Source organism: Streptomyces sp. NPDC024687 (assembly GCF_055559055.1).
In genome coordinates, this window is the sequence record NZ_JBVHLJ010000003.1 from 496969 (window position 1) to 518201 (window position 21233).

General features: G+C 68.6%; 20 protein-coding genes, 1 pseudogene and 1 riboswitch. Of the genes and pseudogenes, 9 read left to right on the forward strand and 12 right to left on the reverse strand.

The features are described 5' to 3' along the window. Window positions 1–3 precede the first annotated feature (3 nt). Window positions 4–969, reverse strand: coding sequence for a GlxA family transcriptional regulator (locus ACZ39I_RS14135; protein WP_352390248.1), 966 nt, complete (start codon window positions 967–969; stop codon window positions 4–6). 92 nt (window positions 970–1061) lie between these two features. Between ACZ39I_RS14135 and ACZ39I_RS14140 the strand changes: the two genes are divergently transcribed. Further along, complete coding sequence (locus tag ACZ39I_RS14140) at window positions 1062–1232, forward strand: hypothetical protein (protein ID WP_403660252.1); 171 nt, start codon at window positions 1062–1064, stop codon at window positions 1230–1232. Window positions 1233–1259: 27 nt separating this feature from the next. Beyond that, a complete protein-coding gene (locus tag ACZ39I_RS14145) occupies window positions 1260–2036 on the forward strand; it encodes a hypothetical protein (RefSeq protein WP_467244713.1) in 777 nt (258 codons plus the stop codon). Here the strand turns inward: ACZ39I_RS14145 and ACZ39I_RS14150 are convergent. The 7 genes from ACZ39I_RS14150 to ACZ39I_RS14180 all read right to left on the reverse strand — a co-directional run bounded on the left by ACZ39I_RS14150 (window position 2029) and on the right by ACZ39I_RS14180 (window position 9610). After that, window positions 2029–2487, reverse strand: a complete 459-nt coding sequence (locus tag ACZ39I_RS14150; protein WP_467244714.1) for a hypothetical protein — start codon at window positions 2485–2487, stop codon at window positions 2029–2031. The two genes, ACZ39I_RS14145 and ACZ39I_RS14150, sit on opposite strands and share 8 nt — an antisense overlap. Before the next feature lie 69 nt (window positions 2488–2556). Further along, window positions 2557–3567, reverse strand: a complete 1011-nt coding sequence (locus ACZ39I_RS14155) for a ribonucleotide-diphosphate reductase subunit beta (protein WP_467244715.1) — start codon at window positions 3565–3567, stop codon at window positions 2557–2559. Continuing rightward, on the reverse strand, window positions 3567–5948 hold the full coding sequence (locus ACZ39I_RS14160) for a ribonucleoside-diphosphate reductase subunit alpha (RefSeq protein WP_467244716.1): 2382 nt from the start codon (window positions 5946–5948) through the stop codon (window positions 3567–3569). The genes ACZ39I_RS14155 and ACZ39I_RS14160 overlap by 1 nt, the downstream gene beginning before the upstream one ends. Before the next feature lie 125 nt (window positions 5949–6073). After that, window positions 6074–6202, reverse strand: a riboswitch (cobalamin riboswitch). Between the two features lie 52 nt (window positions 6203–6254). Next, on the reverse strand, window positions 6255–6755 hold the full coding sequence (locus tag ACZ39I_RS14165) for a GNAT family N-acetyltransferase (RefSeq protein ID WP_467244717.1): 501 nt from the start codon (window positions 6753–6755) through the stop codon (window positions 6255–6257). A 74-nt stretch (window positions 6756–6829) separates the two neighbouring features. Further along, window positions 6830–8440: a monocarboxylate uptake permease MctP gene (gene mctP / locus ACZ39I_RS14170; protein ID WP_467244718.1), complete on the reverse strand. Its 1611-nt coding sequence runs from the start codon at window positions 8438–8440 to the stop codon at window positions 6830–6832. Next, entirely contained in the window at window positions 8437–8688 is a 252-nt protein-coding gene (locus ACZ39I_RS14175; RefSeq protein WP_352390240.1) for a DUF3311 domain-containing protein, read from the reverse strand. The genes mctP and ACZ39I_RS14175 overlap by 4 nt, the downstream gene beginning before the upstream one ends. 157 nt (window positions 8689–8845) lie before the next feature. Then, a complete protein-coding gene (locus ACZ39I_RS14180) occupies window positions 8846–9610 on the reverse strand; it encodes a GntR family transcriptional regulator (RefSeq protein WP_352390239.1) in 765 nt (254 codons plus the stop codon). Window positions 9611–9916: 306 nt separating this feature from the next. On the opposite strand from ACZ39I_RS14180, the gene ACZ39I_RS14185 reads away from it, so the two are divergent. From ACZ39I_RS14185 to ACZ39I_RS14200, 4 genes are all read left to right on the forward strand, one after another. Then, window positions 9917–11200 (forward strand): extracellular solute-binding protein, encoded by a 1284-nt coding sequence (locus ACZ39I_RS14185; RefSeq protein ID WP_467244719.1) that lies wholly within the window; start codon window positions 9917–9919, stop codon window positions 11198–11200. Between the two features lie 130 nt (window positions 11201–11330). Beyond that, complete coding sequence (locus tag ACZ39I_RS14190) at window positions 11331–12311, forward strand: carbohydrate ABC transporter permease (protein ID WP_467244720.1); 981 nt, start codon at window positions 11331–11333, stop codon at window positions 12309–12311. Next, window positions 12308–13159, forward strand: coding sequence for a carbohydrate ABC transporter permease (locus ACZ39I_RS14195; RefSeq protein WP_467244721.1), 852 nt, complete (start codon window positions 12308–12310; stop codon window positions 13157–13159). The genes ACZ39I_RS14190 and ACZ39I_RS14195 overlap by 4 nt, the downstream gene beginning before the upstream one ends. Before the next feature lie 9 nt (window positions 13160–13168). Further along, window positions 13169–14653 (forward strand): glycoside hydrolase family 3 protein, encoded by a 1485-nt coding sequence (locus ACZ39I_RS14200; protein ID WP_467244722.1) that lies wholly within the window; start codon window positions 13169–13171, stop codon window positions 14651–14653. 60 nt (window positions 14654–14713) lie between these two features. Here ACZ39I_RS14200 and nagB read toward each other — a convergent pair whose 3' ends face one another. Further along, window positions 14714–15499: a glucosamine-6-phosphate deaminase gene (nagB, locus tag ACZ39I_RS14205; protein WP_467244723.1), complete on the reverse strand. Its 786-nt coding sequence runs from the start codon at window positions 15497–15499 to the stop codon at window positions 14714–14716. A gap of 204 nt (window positions 15500–15703) precedes the next feature. Here nagB and ACZ39I_RS14210 point away from each other — a divergent pair. Beyond that, a pseudogene (locus ACZ39I_RS14210) lies at window positions 15704–16043 on the forward strand (SIS domain-containing protein); the annotation flags it as partial. Between the two features lie 49 nt (window positions 16044–16092). Here the strand turns inward: ACZ39I_RS14210 and ACZ39I_RS14215 are convergent. Then, window positions 16093–16845, reverse strand: coding sequence for an SDR family oxidoreductase (locus ACZ39I_RS14215; RefSeq protein ID WP_467244724.1), 753 nt, complete (start codon window positions 16843–16845; stop codon window positions 16093–16095). Window positions 16846–16939: 94 nt separating this feature from the next. On the opposite strand from ACZ39I_RS14215, the gene ACZ39I_RS14220 reads away from it, so the two are divergent. Together ACZ39I_RS14220 and ACZ39I_RS14225 are read left to right on the forward strand one after the other, a co-directional pair. Beyond that, on the forward strand, window positions 16940–17590 hold the full coding sequence (locus ACZ39I_RS14220; protein ID WP_467244725.1) for a TetR/AcrR family transcriptional regulator: 651 nt from the start codon (window positions 16940–16942) through the stop codon (window positions 17588–17590). 378 nt (window positions 17591–17968) lie between these two features. After that, window positions 17969–19444, forward strand: a complete 1476-nt coding sequence (locus ACZ39I_RS14225) for a sensor histidine kinase (protein WP_352390231.1) — start codon at window positions 17969–17971, stop codon at window positions 19442–19444. Window positions 19445–19626: 182 nt separating this feature from the next. Here ACZ39I_RS14225 and ACZ39I_RS14230 read toward each other — a convergent pair whose 3' ends face one another. Next, entirely contained in the window at window positions 19627–19884 is a 258-nt protein-coding gene (locus tag ACZ39I_RS14230; RefSeq protein WP_006142322.1) for a WhiB family transcriptional regulator, read from the reverse strand. A gap of 321 nt (window positions 19885–20205) precedes the next feature. Then, the gene (locus ACZ39I_RS14235; RefSeq protein WP_467244726.1) at window positions 20206–21174 is read right to left on the reverse strand and encodes a diacylglycerol/lipid kinase family protein; all 969 of its coding nucleotides are present in this window, start codon (window positions 21172–21174) and stop codon (window positions 20206–20208) included. Between the last annotated feature and the right edge of the window lie 59 nt (window positions 21175–21233).

Below are 21233 nucleotides of genomic sequence, written 5' to 3' on the forward strand. Positions count from 1 at the left end.
GGGTCAGGCGGCCGCCTCCGGGCCCTGGAAGGTGCGCCGGTAGGCGTTCGGGGTGGTGCCCACCGTGCGCAGGAACTGGTGACGCAGCGCGGCCGCGGTGCCGAATCCGGCGCGGCCCGCGATCGTGTCCACCGTCTCGTCCGTCGCCTCCAGCAGCCGCTGGGCCAGCAGCACCCGCTGGCGCAGGATCCAGCGGTAGGGAGTCGTACCCGTCTCCTGCTGGAAGCGGCGGGCGAAGGTGCGCGGGGACATGTGGGCGCGCTCGGCGAGCTGCTCGACGGTGACCTCCTCGTCGAGGTGCTGCTCCATCCACACGAGCACCTCGCCGACGGTGTCGCACGTCGACCGGGGCAGCGGCCGCTCGATGTACTGCGCCTGTCCACCGTCCCGGTGCGGCGGCACGACCATTCGGCGGGCGATCTTGTTGGCGACCTCGGGGCCCTGCTCCTTGCGCACGATGTGCAGACAGGCGTCGATGCCGGCGGCGGTGCCCGCGGAGGTGATCACCGGGTCCTCGTCGACGTACAGGACGTCCGGCTCGACCGTCAGCCGCGGATAGGCGAGCGCCAGCTCCTCCGCGTGGTGCCAGTGCACGGTGCAGCGCCGGCCGTCGAGCAGCCCGGCGGCGGCGAGCAGGAAGACGCCGGAGCACACGCTGAGCACCCGCGCCCCGCGGTCGACCCCGTCGCGCAGGGCCTGGAGCAGCTCGGGCGGAAACTCCCGCGTCTCGTAGTCGGCGCAGGCCGGCACGGCGATCAGATCGGCCGACTCCAGCCGCTCCAGGCCGTGCTCGACCTGCAGGGTGAAGCCCGAGCGCGAGGTCAGCCGGGGCCCCTCGCCCGAGGCGACCGCGAAGTCGTACACGGGCAGTCCGTCGTCGCTGCGGTCGGTTCCGAAGACCTCGCAGACCACGCCGAGCTCGAAGGGATTCACGCCGTCCAGGACGACGGCCGCCACGTTCTTCAGCATGCTGCCAGTGTGCCTCAAAGGTGGCAGTAAATCGAGGGTGTGCGGCAGTCCTGCCACTGTTTGTCAGGAGTCTGCGGCGCGACAGTAGTGACATGACTACCGCAGAGACACAAGGACTGATCGGAATGCTGACCGTTCTCGGAATCCTCGTCCTCCTGGTCCTCCCGTCGGTGATCGGGATCATGCACGACCGCCGGATGGACCGTCAGATCAAGCGGGCCTACGAGTACCGGGCCGCACGCAGGACGACGCGCACCGTCTAATCTCTCCTGAACCATCAGGGGAGGAACATGAGACACAGACTGTGGGCCGTGGCAGGCGGGGCGGCAGCCCTGACCCTGCTCACGGCCACCGGCGCCCATGCCGAGGGCGAGGGTGACATCAGGGTCACCAAGACGGTGGTGAACAAGGGCGGCAACGTGATCATCGGTACCGCGAAGACCGTCACGTACCCGATCGCGATCACCATCAAGGACGACTCGGGCGTCAAGAAGATCACTGATCTCAGCACGTTCAACAGGTCCAACGGCTACGGCTTCATCGAATGGAACGGCGACTCTTCCTGCGTGAGGAAGAGCTCGACGACGTCCGTGTGCACGGGCACGATGACGGTCGACCCCGGCTGGATCGCCGCGAGCGACGACATCGACAGCAACAGGGTCGCCGGTGTCTGGCAGGTCAACGCCACCGTCAAGGCCAACGACGGCGACTACTGGATCTCGGACCACATCGCCGAGTACAAGGTCAAGCGGGCCGCGCAGCTCACCACCGACGCGACCCCCGAACCCGTCGCCAAGGGCGCCCAGCTCACCGTCAAGGGCAAGCTCTCCCGGGCCAACTGGGAGGACCTGGAGTACCACGGCTACCCCGGCCAGGCGGTCAGGCTCCAGTTCCGCGCGGCCGGCGCCGCCCACTACAGCACGGTCAAGACCGTGAAGACGGACAACGTGGGCCGGCTCAGCACCAAGGTGACCGCCACGTCGGCGGGCAGCTGGCGCTGGTACTTCCCCGGCACCACGACGACCTCGTTGAAGGTGTCGGCCGGGGACGCGGTCACGCTCAGGTGATCAGCACGGTGACCCGCCACTCCTGAATGCCCTTGCAGGAGATGCCGCCGGTCCCGGTGGCGCACAGTGGACGCTGTGAACTCAGCCGGACCCGGCCCGCCGAGACCGCCTTGTACGCGGAGCTCGCGTCACCGGGCAGCAGGACGATGCCGCTGTTGGTGGCCTCCAGACCGCTGCCGTCGACGGCGACCGGCTTCCAGGGCCGGTTCCTGGTCCCGTCCAGGCTGATCCGGATCGTGTCACCCACCGTGAGGCACACGGTGTCCCCGCTGTCGGTGGCACCGAGTTCCGCCCGGGTCGTGCATCCGGTCGCGGTGGGTGTGGCGCTGGGGGAGGACGGCGACACACTGTCGCCGCCTCCCCCCTTCCCGTTCCCGGCGTCGGTGCCGCAGCCCGCGAGGAGCAGCGTCAGTGTCGCGAGGGCGAGGGTCGTCTTGCGGATCGGGCGCATGGATGGCCTCCTTCCCCCTTGGACGTACCACCCACGTGCCCGGATCCACCGATTTTTGAAGATGTCCCGTCAGAAGTCCTCGTCCAGGTCGACCGTGCCCTCCACGGCCACCTGGTACGCGGACGGGCGCCGCTCGAAGAAGTTGGTCAGCTCCTGGACACCCTGGAGCTCCATGAAGGAGAACGGGTTCTGCGAGCCGTACACCGGCGCGAAGCCGAGGCGCGTCAGGCGCTGGTCGGCGACGCACTCCAGGTACTGCCGCATCGACTCGGTGTTCATGCCCGGCAGCCCGTCGCCGCACAGGTCCCGCGCGAACTGGAGTTCCGCCTCGACGGCCTCCGCCAGCATGTCGGTGACCTGCTGCTGGAGCCGGTCGTCGAAGAGCTCCGGCTCCTCCTTGCGGACGGTGTCGACCACGTCGAAGGCGAAGGACATGTGCATGGTCTCGTCACGGAACACCCAGTTGGTGCCGGTGGCGAGACCGTGCAGCAGACCCCGGCTGCGGAACCAGTAGACGTACGCGAAGGCGCCGTAGAAGAAGAGGCCCTCGATGCACGCGGCGAAGCAGATCAGGTTGAGCAGGAAGCGGCGGCGGTCGGCCTGGGACTCCAGCCGGTCCAGCTTCTCCACCTCGTTGATCCACCGGAAGCAGAACTCCGCCTTCTCGCGGATCGAGGGGATGCTCTCGACTGCGTCGAAGGCCGCCGCCCGGTCCTCCGGATCGGGGAGGTAGGTGTCCAGCAGCGTCAGGTAGAACTGGACGTGGACGGCCTCCTCGAAGAGCTGCCTGCTCAAGTACAGGCGCGCCTCGGGGGAGTTGATGTGCTTGTACAGCGTCAGCACCAGGTTGTTCGCGACGATCGAGTCACCGGTCGCGAAGAAGGCCACCAGGCGGCCGATGAGGTGCTGCTCGGCGGGGCTGAGCTTCGCCAGGTCGGAGACGTCCGAGTGGAGATCGACCTCCTCGACGGTCCAGGTGTTCTTGATGGCGTCCCGGTAGCGCTCGTAGAAGTCCGGGTAGCGCATGGGGCGCAGGGTCAGCTCGAAGCCGGGGTCGAGCAGGTTCTGGGTGCTGGGCATTACTGGCAGGCCTCGCAGGACTCGGGGTTTTCCAGGGAGCAGGCGACCGCGGCTTCGGGGGCCGGCTGCTGGACGGGGACCGTCGCCTGTGCGGCGCGGGCGATCCGGGTCGCCGGGCGCGAGCGCAGGTAGTACGTCGTCTTCAGCCCGGACTTCCAGGCGTACGCGTACATCGAGGAGAGCTTGCCGATGGTCGGCGTCTCCAGGAAGAGGTTCAGGGACTGCGACTGGTCGAGGAACGGGGTCCGCGCCGCGGCCATGTCGATCAGAGCGCGCTGCGGGATCTCCCACGCCGTCCGGTACAACGCCCGTACATCCTCGGGGATCCACGCGAAGTCCTGCACCGAGCCGTTCGCGTCGCGCAGCGCCTCACGGGTGCGGGCGTCCCACACGCCGAGCTCCTTGAGCTCCTTCACCAGATACGAGTTGACCTGGAGGAACTCACCGGACAGCGTCTCGCGCTTGAACAGGTTGGAGACCTGCGGCTCGATGCACTCGTACACCCCGGCGATCGAGGCGATGGTGGCGGTGGGCGCGATGGCGAGCAGGAGGCTGTTGCGCAGACCCGTGGTGGCCATGCGCTCGCGCAGTGCCGCCCAGCGCTCGGGCCAGGTGAGGTCCGTCGCGTAGTGGTCGGGGTGCAGAACCCCCTGTGCCGTACGGGTCTTCTCCCAGGCCGGCAGCGGGCCGCTGCGCTCGGCGAGGTCGGCGGAGGCCTCGTACGCGGCGAGCATGACCCGCTCGGCGATCCGGGTGGAGAGCCGCTTGGCCTCGGGGGAGTCGAAGGGCAGGCGCAGCTTGAAGAAGACGTCCTGCAGGCCCATCGCGCCGAGGCCGACGGGACGCCACTTGGCGTTGGAACGGCCCGCCTGCTCGGTCGGGTAAAAGTTGATGTCGACGACCCGGTCGAGGAAGGTCACGGCGGTGCGGACGGTGGCGTCGAGCCGCTCCCAGTCCATGTCGCCGGTCGTCGTGTCGGCGAACGCGCCGAGGTTCACCGACCCCAGGTTGCAGACCGCCGTCTCCCCGTCGTCCGTGACCTCCAGGATCTCCGTGCAGAGATTGGAGGAGTGGACGGTGTGGCCCGGCAGCGCCGTCTGGTTGGCCGTGCGGTTGGCGGCGTCCTTGAAGGTCATCCAGCCGTTGCCGGTCTGCGCCAGGGTGCGCATCATCCGGCCGTAGAGGTCACGCGCGGGGATCGTCTTCTTCGCGAGCCCCGCGGCCTCGGCCTTGCGGTACTCCGCGTCGAACTCCTCACCCCACAGGTCGACCAGCTCGGGCACGTCGGCCGGCGAGAAGAGCGACCACTCGGCGTCCGCGTTCACCCGGCGCATGAACTCGTCCGGCACCCAGTGCGCGAGGTTCAGGTTGTGCGTACGACGGGCGTCCTCACCGGTGTTGTCCCTGAGCTCCAGGAACTCCTCGATGTCGGAGTGCCAGGTCTCCAGGTAGACCGCGGCCGCGCCCTTGCGCCGGCCGCCCTGGTTCACGGCGGCCACCGAGGCGTCGAGGGTCTTCAGGAACGGGACGATGCCGTTGGAGTGCCCGTTGGTACCGCGGATCAGCGAACCGCGGGAGCGGATGCGGGAGTAGGCGATGCCGATGCCGCCGGCGTGCTTGGAGAGCCGGGCGACCTGGTGGTAGCGGTCGTAGATGGAGTCCAGCTCGTCCTTGGGGGAGTCCAGGAGGTAGCAGGACGACATCTGGGGGTGCCGGGTGCCGGAGTTGAAGAGGGTGGGGGAGGAGGGAAGGTAGTCGAGACGGCTCATGAGCCGGTAGAGCGCGGCGACTTCGTCCAGGGCGCGCAGGGTGTCGTCCTCGGCGAGCCCGGACGCCACCCGGAGCATGAAGTGCTGGGGGGTCTCGATGACCTTGCGGGTGATCGGGTGCCGCAGGAGGTAGCGGCTGTACAGGGTGCGCAGGCCGAAGTAGCCGAAGCGGTCGTCGGCCCCGGTGTCGACCAGCGCGTCGAGCCGCTCGGCGTGGATGCGCACGAACTCGGCGGTCCGGTCCGCGATGAGACCCTCGCGGTGGCCGACGGCGACCGAGCCGGTGAACGAGGTGACGCCCTGCGAGGCGGCCTCGGCGGCGATGGAGACGGTCAGCAGCCGGGCCGCCAGCCTGCTGTACGCGGGGTCCTCGGAGATGAGGCCGGCCGCCGCCTCGGTGGCCAGCTCGCGCAACTCCACGGCCATTTCGGGGGAAGCCGCACGCGAGGAACGGCCCCGCAGCGCGGCGGCGGCGACCCGGCCGGGGTCGGCGTCGGGGAGGTCGGCGGTCAGCGTGGTCAGGGTCCGCAGCAGGGCGGCACCGGGGCCGTCGTGGTCCTGCTGTGCGGTCCGCTCGGTCACTGAGGCCGGATCGGCCGGCGCGATGGTCACGTGGGGCACTCCCTCGCTGGGCACGGGGGCCTTGCGGAGGGCAGGGGGCAGCACACGAGCGCGCACGGCGTCGCGTCCACCGGCCCATTCCACGAGGCCCGGACGTCATGACACCCGGGCCGGTGTGGCGCGGGCGGCTGTCGGCAGGTCCTCGGACTGACACTCATGTGCGCTTATGCGCGCATGAGTACACCGTTGCGGGACAGTTCCGGATTCGCACCGGATTCCCCTGCGGCGACAGCGAGCATGAGCATACATCTTGTGCCGGGTGAGGAAAGCAGGCCCATATGTTGTGTCGCGGTGACTTCAGAGCGTCAACTCATAGGCGAGAAGCGTGAACTCGTCGCCGGGGATCGGCTTCCAGTCGCGCTCGGGGGCGCGGGTGAAACCGAGACGTTCGTAGATGCGGTGGGCGGTGTGCATCGTGGGCTGGGTGCACAGGACGATGCCGGTGGTGGCCGCGGTCCCGGCGCGCTCGATGCAGGCCTGGACGAGGGCTTGTCCCACGCCTCTGCCGCGGGCCGCGTGAGCCACCGCGAGCATGCGGATCTCCGCCTCGCCGGGGCGGGCGAGGTCGGCCAGGGGGCCGCCGGAGGGGACGAAGGTGACGGTGCCGAGGACGGTGTCGTCCGCCACGGCCGTCAACACGTCCGCGGCGGCGGCCCGCTTGGCCACGTCCCTGAGCTCTTCGAGGTACCAGTCGCTCTCGCCGAACAGCAGGAGGCCGTCCTGGAGATAGGCCTGGGCGGTGATCTCGCCGAGGGTCTCGTACTCGGCGGGTTCCGCGGCCCGGATCACGATGTCCATGCCGGTGAGTGTGCCCGATGGGTACGACAACGGGCCGCCGGACGACTTCTCCGACGGCCCGCCCGACTCCGTGACTAGTGGACCGAACTCGCTGTCGCCGGCGGGAGTTCCGTCTGGACCCCCGGGTCGCCCGCGTCCGCCGTGTAGTCCTCCGGGCTGGTCTCGTCCACGCCGTCGGGAGCCTTCAGCGCCTTCAGCACGAAGGTCAGGACCACCGTGACGACCAGGTTGAGCACGAACGCGGTCAGGCCGATGTAACCGATCTCGCCGATGCCCGGGATCTCCTTGGCCGAGCCGCCGAAGTGCTTCTGGGTCGGGGAGGCGACGCCGTACGCAGCGACCGTGCCGTAGACCATGCCGACCGCCCAGCCGGCGAGCAGGGCCCAGCGGTGGAACCAGCGGGTGAACAGGCCGCCGACCAGGGCCGGGAAGGTCTGCAGGATCCAGATGCCGCCCAGCAGCTGGAAGTTGATGGCCACCGTCTTGTCCATGGTGAGGACGAAGACCAGCGCGCCGACCTTCACCAGGAGCGAGACCAGCTTGGAGACCTTGGTCTCCTGAGCGGGCGTGGCGTCCGGCTTGATGAAGTCCTTGTAGATGTTGCGGGTGAACAGGTTCGCGGCCGCGATGGACATGATGGCCGCCGGGACCAGCGCGCCGATGCCGATCGCCGCGAAGGCCACGCCCGCGAACCAGTCCGGGAACATGTCCTCGAACAGCTGCGGGATCGCCAGCTGCGGGTTGGTGACCTTGACCCCGGCCGCGATCGCCATGAAGCCGAGCAGCGCGAGCAGGCCCAGCATCAGGGAGTACAGCGGCAGGATCGTGGTGTTGCGGCGGATCACCTCACGGCTGCGCGAGGAGAGCGTCGCGGTGATCGAGTGCGGGTACATGAACAGCGCGAGCGCGGAGCCCAACGCCAGCGTGGCGTACGTCCATTGGCCCGCCTCCAGCGGGACGAGGCCGCCCGCCTTGGCCGCCGTGTACTTCTCGCTCGCCGCGCCGAAGACGTCGTCGAAGCCGCCCAGCTTGATCGGGATGTAGATGATCGCCACCGCGATGACGATGTAGATCAGCGTGTCCTTCACGAACGCGATCATCGCGGGGGCCCGGAGGCCGGAGGAGTACGTGTAGGCCGCGAGGACACCGAAGGCGATCAGCAGCGGCAGGTCCTTGACGAACCAGTTCGTGTTCTCGCCGCCGCCGATGCCCATGACGTCCAGGACCGCCTGGATGCCGACCAGTTGGAGCGCGATGTACGGCATGGTCGCGAGGATGCCGGTGACCGCCACCGCCAGCGACAACCCCTTCGAGCCGAAGCGGCCGCGCACGAAGTCCGAGGTCGTGACGTATCCGTGCTTGTGGGAGACCGACCACAGCCGCGGCAGGAACGTGAAGATCAGCGGGTACACCAGGATGGTGTACGGCACCGCGAAGAAGCCGGCCGCGCCCGCCGCGTAGATCGCCGCGGGGACCGCGACGAAGGTGTACGCCGTGTAGAGGTCGCCACCGAGCAGGAACCAGGTTATCCAGGTGCCGAACGAGCGGCCGCCCAGGCCCCATTCGTCGAGGCTGTGCTCGTTCTCGGCCTTGCGCCAGCGCGAGGCCAGGAAACCCATGACCGTGACGGCCAGGAAGAAGAGGATGAAGACGGTGAGAGCAACACCGTTGACGCCGTCGTTCACTTGGTACCTCCACGACGGGCACGCTGGTCACGCTGCCACAGCTGGTACGCGATCATCGTCAGCGCGGTGGAGATCAGCACCCACAGCATCTGGTACCAGTAGAAGAACGGGATGCCGATGAATGTGGGGTCGACCTTGGCGTACGAGCCGACCCACAGCATCGCCACGAACGGGGCCAACAGGCAGAGGGCGATGACCACCCGTACCGGCGTCACCACCGGTGGTCCGACTTCAGGTGCATCCGACATGTCGCGACTCCTGCCCCTCACTGATCAGCGCTGATCACCTGCAATGCGCAGGCAATCTAGGCGCTGGTGTCATGGGAGCGGAAGACCTCGTCCGCATATCGGTATGTCGATTCTGTGAAGCACGCCTGCTGGGCACTCCCAGGGAACTCCTAGGGCGCTAGTCGACCGGCCGCTTGAGGCGGGCCACGAACTTGTAGCGGTCCCCGCGGTACACCGACCGCACCCACTCCACCGGTTCGCCCGTCCTGTCGATCGAGTGGCGGGACAGCATCAGCATCGGCAGGCCCACGTCGGTGCCGAGCAGGCCGGCCTCGCGCGGGGTGGCCAGGGAGGTCTCGATGGTCTCCTCGGCCTCGGCGAGGTGGACGTCGTAGACCTCGGCGAGCGCTGTGTAGAGCGAGGTGTACTTGACCAGCGACCTGCGCAGGGCCGGGAAGCGCTTGGCGGAGAGGTGGGTCGTCTCGATGGCCATCGGCTCGGCGTTGGCCATGCGCAGGCGCTCGATGCGCAGCACCCGGCCGCCGGCGGTGATGTCGAGGAGCTCGGCGAGCCGGTCGTCGGCGGTGATGTAGCCGATGTCCAGGAGCTGCGAGGTGGGTTCGAGACCCTGGGCGCGCATGTCCTCGGTGTAGGAGGTGAGTTGCAGCGCCTGGGAGACTTTGGGCTTGGCGACGAAGGTGCCCTTGCCCTGGATCCGCTCCAGGCGCCCCTCGACCACGAGTTCCTGCAGCGCCTGGCGCACGGTCGTGCGTGAGGTGTCGAACTCGGCGGCGAGCGTGCGCTCGGGCGGTACCGGCGTACCGGGCGACTGCGTCTCCGTCATGTCGAGCAGGTGCTTCTTCAGGCGGTAGTACTTGGGCACGCGCGCGGTACGGACGCCTGCCCCGCCCTCGGTCTCCGCACTGCTGACGTCGCTGCTCATGGTCTGCCTTCCCGGCTCCGGATGCGGGTCACATCGTGATCCCTTCTGTATACCGTCGCCGCCTCTTTTGGTCTAGTCCACAGAGGTGAGTGGTATAGCGGACGAGAGTACTCCGCCGTCGCTGTTTTCGCTGGCTTCTTTAGTAATGGTTCCTGCATATGTAGCTCGCATAACGGCTGGTCAGGGCCTTTTCGGCACCTCTTGACAGGCCTTCTGGTCTGGTCCAAGCTCCCCCTACTGGTCTACACCATTGGTCCAGGTCCCGGCTCGTGAGCGGGAGGTGTGGGCATCCCTGAGGAGGGTGGCGTGAAGCGCAAGCTGGCAGCCGCGATCGGCATCGCGGGCATGATGGTCTCCGTCGCGGCATGTGGGGGCAGCGACAGCGGAAGTTCGGACAACAGCGGCGCGGACGCCAAGGAGCTGACCGTCTGGCTCACCGTCGACGCCCAGAACAACTGGCCCGGACTGGTGAAGGCCGCGGACGCCGCGGTCCAGAAGAAGCACCCCGGCATCAAGATCAACCACGAGTACTACGGCTGGCCGGACAAGAACACCAAGCTCGACGCGGTCCTCGCCACCGACAAGGCCCCCGACGTCGTCGAGATGGGCAACACCGAGATGCTCGGCTACATGGTCAAGGGCGCCTTCGCACCTCTGGACACGTCGAAGTTCACCAACTCGTCGGCCTGGCTCGACGGCCTCAAGGCCTCGGTGACCTACGACGGCAAGACCTACGGCGTCCCGTACTACGCGGGCGGCCGGGTCGGCAACTGGCGCAAGGACGTCTTCGCCTCGGTCGGCGTCAAGTCCACCCCGAAGACCTACGCGGAACTCACCGCCGCCCTGGACAAGGTCCAGAAGAAGGAGGGCGACAAGTTCTCCGCCTGGTACCAGCCCACCCGTGACTGGTACGCGGCCATGTCCTTCGTCTACGACGCCGGCGGCTCCATCGCGGTCGAGTCGGGCGGCCAGTGGAAGGCCAACCTCTCCTCGCCCGAATCGGTCAAGGGCCTCACCGAGTTCAAGAACGTCGTCGACAAGTACATGCACGGCGACAAGACCAAGGACGAGTCCGACCGCTACATCGTCTACGGCCAGGGCAAGTCCGGCATGATCTTCGGCGCGGCCTGGGAGGGGGCGACCTCGGCCGACCCGAAGAACGACAAGACCGGCAAGCTCAAGGACAACCTCGAGAACTTCGTGATGCCGGGTCCGTCCGGCAAGAACCTGCCCGTCTTCCTCGGCGGGTCCGACCTCGCCGTCCCGGTGAAGTCGGAGGCGCAGGCCGTCGCCGCCGAGTGGATCAACGCCTTCACCGGTCCCTCCGGCCAGAAGGGCCTGATCGCCAAGGGCAACCTGCCCAACAACAAGACCGACCTCGCCACCCTGAAGAAGGACCCGGCGACCGCGGTCCCGGCCACCGCGGCCGAGTCCAACTGGTTCGTGCCGATGGCGCCCGGCTGGGGCCAGGTGGAGAAGGCGCAGGTCCTGCAGACCATGCTCCAGAACATCGGAACCGGCAAGAAGTCGGTCGAGGCCGCCGCGAAGGACGCGGACACCGCGATCGACAAGGTCATCAACACCAAGTGACCGGCAGCAGGGCCCCGTTGACACCGGCGGGGCCCTGCCTCCCGTACGACCGTGCGGACTTCGCTTTCGTACGACCGGACCGTGCGGGCAACGCTCTCGTACGACCAGAGGGACCGCTGAGGAGCGCGCCATGAGTGCCGCAGACACGACCACCCCCACCGAGGTGCCGCCGCCGATGTCGGTACCCCCGCCGTCCAGGCCGGCCCCACCGGGCAGAAAGCGGACCTTCAGCGCGACGCCCTGGCTGCTGCTCGCCCCCTGCCTGCTGATCCTGGTGCTGGTCCTCGGTTATCCGATGGTCCGTCTGGTCGGTCTGTCCTTCCAGAAGTTCGGGCAGTCCCAGCTGTGGGGCTTCCAGCCGGCCGAGTGGGTCGGCTTCGACAACTTCACGGGCGTGCTGGGCGACAGCGAGTTCTGGGCGGTCGTCGTGCGGACCATCGTCTTCGCGGCCGGCTGCGTCATCTTCACCATGGTCATCGGCATGCTGATCGCGCTGCTGCTCCAGCGGGTCTCCGGCTGGGTGAAGACCCTGATCAACATCGCCCTGGTGGCCAGCTGGGGCATGCCGATCATCGTCGCCACCACCGTCTTCAAGTGGCTGTTCGACGCGGACTACGGCATCCTCAACGCGCTGCTCAGCAAGCTGCCCGGCGTCGAGATGATCGGCCACAACTGGTTCGCGAGCGGCCCCCAGGGCCTGGCCGTGATCATGCTGCTCGTGGTGTGGGGCGCGGTGCCCTTCGTGGTCATCACGCTCAGCGCCGGACTCACCCAGGTCCCGGCAGAACTGGAGGAGGCGGCCCGGCTGGACGGCGCGAACGCCTGGGGCGTGTTCCGGTACGTCACCGTGCCCGTCCTCAAGCCGATCATCGTGATGCTGACGACCCTGTCCTTGATCTGGGACATGGGCGTCTTCCCCCAGGTGTTCGTGATGCGCAACGGCCACCCGGAGGAGGAGTTCCAGATCCTGACCACCTACTCCTACGACCGTGCCTTCGTGGTCAACGACTACGCGCAGGGCTCGGCGATCGCCCTCATCACCGTGCTGCTGCTGCTCGGGGTCGTCGCCGTCTACATGCGTCAGATGCTGAAGATCGGAGAGGTCGAATGAGTGCGCTCGCCACGGCCGGCGGCCGTCGCCGCGGCAAGTCCAGGCTCGGCTGGAACCTCGTCGGCCTCCTCGCCTTCGTGACGGCCGGCTTCCCGGTCTACTGGATGCTCAACACGGCGTTCAAACCGGCGAAGGACGCGATCGACCCGGACCCGAGCCTGCTGCCGACCGGCATCACCTTCTCCAACTTCAGCCGCGCGCTGGAGATCGCCGACTTCTGGGGCCCGGTCGGCCGCAGCCTGATCGTCTCCCTGTCGGTCGTGGTGATCGGCATCGTCGTCGGCACGCTGGCCGCGCTCGCCATCTCCCGGTTCGCCTTCCGCGGCCGGAAGGTCGTGATCGTGGGCATCCTGGCGGTGCAGATGGTCCCGCTGGTCGCGATGATCATCCCGGTCTTCCTGCTCCTGAACGACCTCGACCAGTACGACAAGCTGTCGGGCCTGATCATCACGTATCTGACCTTCATCCTCCCCTTCACGGTGTGGACCCTGCGCGGCTTCATCGTCAACATCCCGAAGGAGCTGGAGGAGGCGGCGATGGTCGACGGCTGTTCCCCCACCGGCGCCTTCCTGCGCGTGGTCTTCCCGCTGCTGGCCCCCGGCATGGTCGCCACCTCGGTCTACGCCTTCATCCAGGCCTGGAACGAATACCTCTACGCCCTCATGCTGCTCAGCCAGAAGAACCAGACCGCGACCGTCTGGCTCGGCAACTTCAGCACCAAGAACGGCACCGAATACGCCCCGATGATGGCCGGTGCGACCATGATGGCCGTGCCGATCGTGGTCCTCTTCCTCCTCATTCAGCGCAAGATGGCCGCGGGTCTCACCGCGGGCGCCGTGAAGGGATAACGCCCCCCGATGACGACATTCGCCAGCGGCACAGACACCTTGACGCGGGACGCCCTCACCGTCCTCCAGCCCGGCTTCACCGGCACCACCGCCCCCGACTGGCTGCTGCGCCGCCTCGGCGAGGGCCTCGCCTCGGTCGGCCTGTTCGGTCGCAACATCGCCACGCCGGAACAACTGGCCTCCCTGACGGCCCAGTTGCGCGCCGAACGCGACGACGTCCTGGTCGCCATCGACGAGGAGGGTGGTGACGTGACCCGCCTGGAGGTGCGCACCGGCTCCTCCTTCCCCGGCAACCACGCCCTGGGCGCGGTGGACGACGTGGACCTGACGCGCGCGGTGGCCGCGGAGCTCGGCCGGCGCCTCGCGGCCTGCGGGGTCAACCTCAACTGGGCCCCGTCGGCCGACGTGAACTCCAACCCCTCCAATCCGGTCATCGGCGTCCGCTCCTTCGGCGCCGCCTCCGACCTGGCCGCCCGGCACACGGCGGCCTATGTCACGGGGCTGCAGTCGGCGGGCGTCGCCGCCTGCACGAAGCACTTCCCGGGCCACGGTGACACCGCGATCGACTCCCACCACGCCCTGCCGCGCATCGACGTGGACGAGGCCGTACTCCTGGAGCGGGAACTGCGGCCCTTCCGCGCCGCGATCGCCGCCGGCACCCGCGCGGTGATGACCGCTCACATCCTGGTCCCCGCCCTGGACCCGGACCGCCCGGCGACGCTGTCCCCCAAGGTGCTGACCGACCTGCTGCGCGGTGAACTCGGCTACACCGGCCTCATCGTCACCGACGGCATGGAGATGCAGGCCATCGCCGGCACCTACGGCATCGAGCGCGGCAGCGTCCTGGCCGTCGCCGCCGGCGCCGACGCGATCTGCGTGGGCGGCGGCCTCGCCGACGACGAGACGGTACGCCGCCTGCGCGACGCCCTGGTCTCGGCCGTGCGCTCGGGCGAACTCCCCGAGCAGCGGCTTGCGGAAGCGGCGGAACGCGTGCGCACCCTGGCCCACTGGACGGCGGCGGGCGCGGCCGAGTCACAGCTGGCGGCCGACGAGGAGGTGGGACTGCGCGCGGCCCGCAGGGCGCTGCGCATCACCGGCGCGGACGGCTTCACCCCCCTCACCACGGCGCCCTACGTCGCCGCCTTCACCCCGGTGGCCAACGTGGCCGTCGGCGACGAGACGCCCTGGGGCGCCGCCGCCGAACTCGCCCGGCTGCTCCCGGGCACGGAGACGGGCAGCTTCGCCGGCGCGGACGCGGGTCTCGCCACCCTCGCCGCCGCCGGCTCCCGCCGCATCGTGGCCGTGGTCCGCGACGAACACCGCCACCCGTGGATGGGGGCGGCCCTGGACACCGTCCTCAGAACCCGTCCCGACACGATCGTGATCGAAATGGGCCTGCCCCAGGCCCCTGCCCGAGGAGCCCTGCACATCGCGACCCACGGCGCGGCAAGGGTGTGCGGCAGGGCGGCGGCGGAGGTCATCGCGGGGGAGTAGGAGGTACGACAGACAGGTGCCGGTTCCTGTGAGGGAACCGGCACCTTGGCGTGCAGCGCCTTAAATTCCCTGCCAGTCAGGCTTGTTCACAAACGTGTGCCGGAAGTAGTCCGCCAGCTTCAACTTGGAGGCGGCCCCCTCGTCGACCACGACCGTCGCATGCGGGTGCAGCTGCAGCGCCGAGGCAGGACAGATCGCGGCCACCGGTCCCTCCACCGTCGCCGCCACCGCATCCGCCTTGCCCTCACCCGTGGCGAGCAGCACCAGATGCCGGGCCTCGAGGATCGTCCCGATCCCCTGGGTGATCACATGGTGCGGCACTTGCGAGATGTCCCCCTCGAAGAACCGCGCGTTGTCCACCCGCGTCTGCTCGGTCAAGGTCTTGATCCGGGTCCGCGAGGCCAGCGAGGAACACGGCTCGTTGAACCCGATGTGCCCGTCCGTCCCGATCCCGAGCAGCTGCAGATCCACGCCCCCGGCATCGGCCAGCGCCGCGTCGTACGCCGCACACGCAGCGGTGATGTCCTGAGCCGTCCCGTCCGGCCCCATGAAGGAGGCCATCGGTATGCCCAGCGGCTCCAGCACCTCGCGCCGCAGCACCGAGCGGTACGACTCCGGATGCTCGGCCCGCAGCCCCACGTACTCGTCGAGCTGGGCTATCCGCGCCCGCGAGGCGTCCACGGCACCGGACCGCACCTTCGCCGCCAGGGCCTCGTAGACGGGCAGCGGGGTGGAGCCGGTCGCCACACCGAGCAGGGCGTCGGGCTTGCGCCGAAGCAGCTGGGCCATGGCCTCGGCGATGAGCTCGCCACCCGCCTTGGCATCCGGAACGATGACAACTTCCACGCTGGGCCTGCCGATCTGAGGAAACGGTCTGATCTGTCGAAACGGTCTGAACGGAGAGGGCTCGACCGGACCCCGGTACGCCCCATGTGGTGTAGACCAATCTAACAGAATCGACTTCCCCGGCCCAGGTCCCGGGAGGCCGCCACCGCGCCACGTCAAGGACAGGCGGCGTTCCGTGCGGGGAGCGGAACGGGGAGTGGGAACAGGGCCATGACCACCGTCACGACACCCGCCCTCGCCTACTCCGGCGCCGACCTGCAGCACAGCACCCGCCATGGTCGACAACGTCTCGCCCGTCATCGCGGTCGTCACTGACGGCAAGGGTGAGGCGCCGCGGACGGGGCCCCCCGGTCCGTCCTGGACCCCCTGCGCGGGCGGGGTTCGCACCTGGTCGTGTCCTCCCCTGGAGTCAGGTCGTCCATCCACACCCGGCCAGCCCGTCCTGGAGATCAAACCCCACAGAACTCCCGGCCACGAGGCGACCGTCGCCCGCGGTCAGGACCCGGACGCGCCGCACGCCCCGGCGAGGGTGACGGAGACGCAGCCGCACCCTGGCGAAGGGGACCGACCCGCACTGAGCCCCGCCCGGCGGCTCACGGCATCGAACCCCCCGTCGCGTCCACCCAGCTCCCGGTCACCCACCGCCCGTCGTCCGAGGCCAGGAAGGCCACCACGTCCGCGACATCGGCCGGGGTCCCCACCCGCCCGAGCGCCGAATAGGCCTCCGCCTGCGCCCAGCCGCCCTCGGTGCCATGAAGGAACTCGGCGGTGTTGTCCGTGTCGACCAGGCCCGGTGCCACCGAGTTGACCCGGATGCCCCGGGCGCCCAGCACCTTGGACAGATCCCGGGAGAACACGTCCAGTGCGCCCTTCGTCATGGCGTAGGCCATGTTGTGCGGCATGGCCGCGGTGCGGGCGAGTCCCGATGAGATGTTGATGACCCGGCCGCCGTCGCGCAGCCGTATCGCGCCCTGCTTGACCAGGAAGAACGGTGCCTTCACATTCACTGTGAAGAGACGGTCGTACTCCTCCTCGTCGATCTCCTCGATGGGGCGCGAGCTGCCGATGCCCGCGTTGTTCACCAGGATGTCCAGCCCGTCCGCGTGCCGGTCGAACTCCTCCCAGAGGGCCTCGACGGCTCCCGGTGTCTCCAGCTCGGCCCCGATCGTGAAGGCGGAGCCGCCGGCCGCCTCGATCGCGGCGACCGTCTCCTTCGCCGCCGCCTCGCTCCTGCCGTAGTGCACCGCGACCCGCGCGCCGTCCCGGCCCAGCCGCTCTGCGATCCCTCGCCCGATGCCCCTGCTCGCACCCGTGACCAGAGCTGTCCTGCCCGCAAGCACGCCCATGTCGGCGCCCCCTCACATTGTCTAATGGTCGCTACAGAAAAACCGTACAACAGGCGCCGGAAGTTTCTCTAGTACCCGCTATACAATTCACTCCATGGTGAGCAGCGAGGACACCGAAGTGCAGGTCGGGCCCGCCCCCAAGGCGTCCAGGACATCCAGGCCGCGTGGCCGTCCCCGCTCCTTCGACCGCGAGACCGCGCTGGAGAAGGCGATCCTGGCCTTCTGGGACCACGGGTACGAAGCGACCTCCGTCTCCGACCTCACCCGCGTCATGGACATCGGGGCTCCCAGCCTCTACGCGGCCTTCGGTGACAAGCGGTCCCTGTTCGACGAGGTCGTCCGGGAGTACGGAGAGCGCTACGGCTCCTTCGGCGACCGGGCCCTCGCCGAGGAACCCACCGCCCGGGCCGCGGTGGAGCGGACGCTGCGCGAGGCCGCGGCCGAGTACACGGCCCCTGGCCGCCCGCACGGCTGCCTGGTGATCCATGCCGCCACCAACTGCTCCACCCCCGAGGTCGAGGAATCGCTGCGGGCGCGGCGCAACGCCAACATCGCCGCTTTTGAGAGCCGTATAAGAGCGGGAATCGCCGCAGGTGAGCTCCCGGCCGGAACCGACGCCGCCGCGCTCGCCCGGCATGCCGGCGCGGTCATCCAGGGCATGTCCCAACAGGCGCGCGACGGCGCGAGCCGGGAGGAATTGGAGGCCGTCGCGGAAATTGCCATGGCCATCTGGCCCCGCACATGAACCCACACGCGTTAGGCTGCGTGGAGGGTGTTAGGACGTCCGACTAGGTGAGTCCGGTGGGGGAAAGCTCCAACAACAAACAGGCTTCAACGCATGGACACACCTAGTGGTCTAGTCCACAATTGAACCGTGGCTTCCGTCTTCCCCGCACAGGAAGGCGGACCGAGGAACCGGAGCTCTCTGCCCTGACTGCCCCGGCTCCTCATCCTTCGGCCGACCGGGACCGCACACCCCACGGCCGATATTGCTCCGGGCTGCGGTGCCGGGAAGGTTGAGGGTCCTTCCCAGGCGCCGCGGCCCGCGGGTGTTTTTCAGGACGGGTGTCAACCGGACGGGCTTTTTTAGGTCACTCACATACCCCCAGGTACGCTCGCACCCGTGCCCTCCATGAACGAACTGGTCCGCCAGCACACCGCACTCGACGACTCCGACCTCGAGTGGCTGCATCTGCTGGTCTCGGAGTGGCAGCTGCTCTCCGACCTCTCCTTCGCCGACCTCGTGCTGTGGGTGCCCACGCGCGACGGCACCCGCTATGTCTCCGTCGCCCAGATGCGGCCCAACACCGGCCCCACCTCCTACCAGGACGACATGGTCGGCCACCTCGTCCCGCGCGGCCGCCGCCCCCTGCTGGACGCGGCGCACGACGAGGGCCGGATCGTGCGCGAGGGTGACCCGGAGTGGCGCGAGGAGGTCCCGGTCCGCGTCGAGTCGATTCCGGTACGACGGGAGGGGCGCGTCCTCGGTGTCATCGCGCGCAACACCAACCTGCTGACCGTCCGCACCCCGAGCCGGCTCGAACTGACCTATCTGCAGAGCGCGTCCGACCTGGCCCAGATGATCGCGGCCGGCTCGTTCCCGTTCCCCAATCAGCAGATGGACATGGACGCGGCCCCGCGCGTCGGCGACGGCCTGATCCGCCTCGACGCGGACGGCATCGTCCAGTACGCCTCCCCGAACGCCCTGTCCGCCTACCACCGCATGGGCCTCGCCTCCGACCTCGTGGGCCAGCACCTCGGCCGGACCACCGCCGAACTCGCCCCGACCCGCGGCCCGGTGGACGAGGCGCTCGCCAAGGTCGCCAGCGGCTGGGCGCCCCGTGAGTTCGAGATCGAGGCACACGACGGGGTCATCCAGTTCCGGGCGATCCCGCTCAAACCCAAGGGCATCCGCATCGGTTCACTGGTCCTGCTACGGGACGTGACCGAACTGCGCCGCCGCGAGCGCGAGTTGATCACCAAGGACGCGACCATCCGGGAGATCCACCACCGGGTGAAGAACAACCTCCAGACAGTGGCGGCCCTGCTGCGCCTGCAGGCCCGGCGCATCGAGTCCGACCGCGGCCGGGAGGCCCTCGAAGAGGCGGTACGGCGGGTCGGCTCGATCGCGATCGTGCACGAGACGCTGTCTCAGAACCTTGACGAGCGCGTGGAGTTCGACGAGATCGCCGACCGGGTGCTCGCCATGGTCGCCGAGATCTCCCCGGGCAAGGTCACCGGCCGACGCAGCGGACGCTTCGGCATCCTGGACGCCGAGGTCGCCACTCCGCTGTCCATGGTTCTCACGGAAATCCTCCAGAACGCCCTGGAGCACGGCTTCCGCGAGGGCGAGACCGGCACGGTCGAGGTCTCGGCCGTCCGCGGCGGCACCACCAAGGAGGCCCGCCTCCTCGTCACCGTCCAGGACGACGGCGTCGGTCTGCCCGAGGGCTTCGACCCGCACACCGGGGGCAACCTGGGCCTGCAGATCGTACGGACGCTGGTGGAGGGCGAGTTGGGCGGTACGTTCGACATGGTCCGGGCACCGGAAGGTGGCACCCGGGTGATCCTGGACGTCCCGGTGCAGGCGCACAAGTAGATCCGCGCACGGGCCGGGGTGCAGGCACAGCAAAAAGCCCCGGACCGTTCAGGGGTCCGGGGCTCACATGCTCGTTGCCAGCGTTTGCTGCGCATCGGGGGTACTGCGCGCTGCGGCTCGGGGGCGGGAGAAGCGTACGCGGTGTACGCGCCGCCAAGCTCAGGCTGTTTTAGGGGCGGGTGTCAGGCAGAAGCCTGACGGGCCCGGTTGCGGGCGGCACGGCGCTTCATGGCGCGACGCTCGTCCTCGCTGAGACCACCCCAGACGCCGGAGTCCTGGCCGGACTCGAGCGCCCACTGCAGACACTGATCCATAACGGGGCAGCGACGGCAGACGGCCTTGGCTTCCTCGATCTGCAGCAGCGCAGGACCGGTGTTGCCGATGGGGAAGAAGAGCTCGGGGTCTTCCTCGCGGCAAACGGCGTTGTGACGCCAGTCCATGGCTGCTACCTCTCCTTGGTATTACGTGCAAGTTGCTTGTGAATGTGAACGCTTTCACGAATCCCTCAACAAGTGAAGGGCCGTCCACCGAGTCTTCCCCGGCGTGGTCCTGTGGATTGAAGAGGGGTTCCGGTGGCCTGTGGACGCCGGTGCTGCGGGCTGTCCCGACCGCCACGTAGAGACTCGCAAACCTCAGCGGCGGATACAACCCCTTCTGGAAAGTTTTTTTTGATTCCTCGGTGTCGACTAGGTCACAGCCGTACTTCCATGGGGTGGACCCTGGCCTAAACGTTCGAGTGAAAGGAGTTTAGCCTCTTCTGCTCACACAATCACACGCAGTGCACGGCGTACGCCTGTGAACGTCACGCTCGTACGCAGCCCGAGGTGGTCGCCGTCCATCTGGAGGGGTAGGGGCACCTTCGAATGCAAGGTGAAGCGGTCCAGGTCGTGCAAGGACACGGCGTGCTTGCCATGGGGGCCGCGCTCGGGGGACGAAGTGAGCAACTGGGTGCCATATCGGGCGATCGCGGTCGTCGTCATACGGCTGAGACCGAGTACGTCGAGGCCTTTATCGAACGAGGCCTTAGGCGACGCGTACATCGGGTGATTGCCCAGGAAGGTCCACGGAGAGGTGTTCGAGACTATGGAAAGGACCAGATCGGTCACCGACTCCGCATCCGGACGTTCCACGGTGATCGTGCCGTGCCGGCGGTGCGCCTCGCCGAAGAACTGGCGCAGTGCCTGGCGGACGTAGAGAGCGTGGGTGGATTTCCTGCCGCGCTCCCGCTGCTGCTCGACCCGGCCGACCACACCGGCGTCGAATCCGAGCCCCGCGTTGAAGGTGAACCAGCGTTCCGGCACGGCTTCGTCCTCGGTGCCGGGCGTCCCCGCGGTCAGCCCCAGGCCGACCGTCCGCTCGCTGCCCTCGCGCAGGGCGTCCAGGAGGGCGCCGGTGGCCTCGACGGCGTCGTTGGGCAGACCGAGGGCGCGGGCGAAGACGTTGGTGGAGCCGCCGGGGACCACGGCGAGGCCGGGGAGGCGCTCGGGGTCGGGGCCGGCGTGCAGGAGGCCGTTGACGACCTCGTTGACGGTGCCGTCGCCGCCGAGGGCCACGACCAGGTCGATGTCCTTGCTCTCCGCCGCCTGGCGGCCCAGGTCGCGCGCATGGCCGCGGTACTCGGTGGTGACCGCTTCCAGTTTCATCTCGCTCGCGAGCGCGTGGATCAGTACATCGCGCGTACGTGCGCTTGTGGTGGTTGCCGCCGGATTGACCACGAGAAGTGCACGCATGGGTTGCAGCGTACCTACTGGGTGGTACCGGGCACAGGTCGAGGTAGGGATCACGTAAG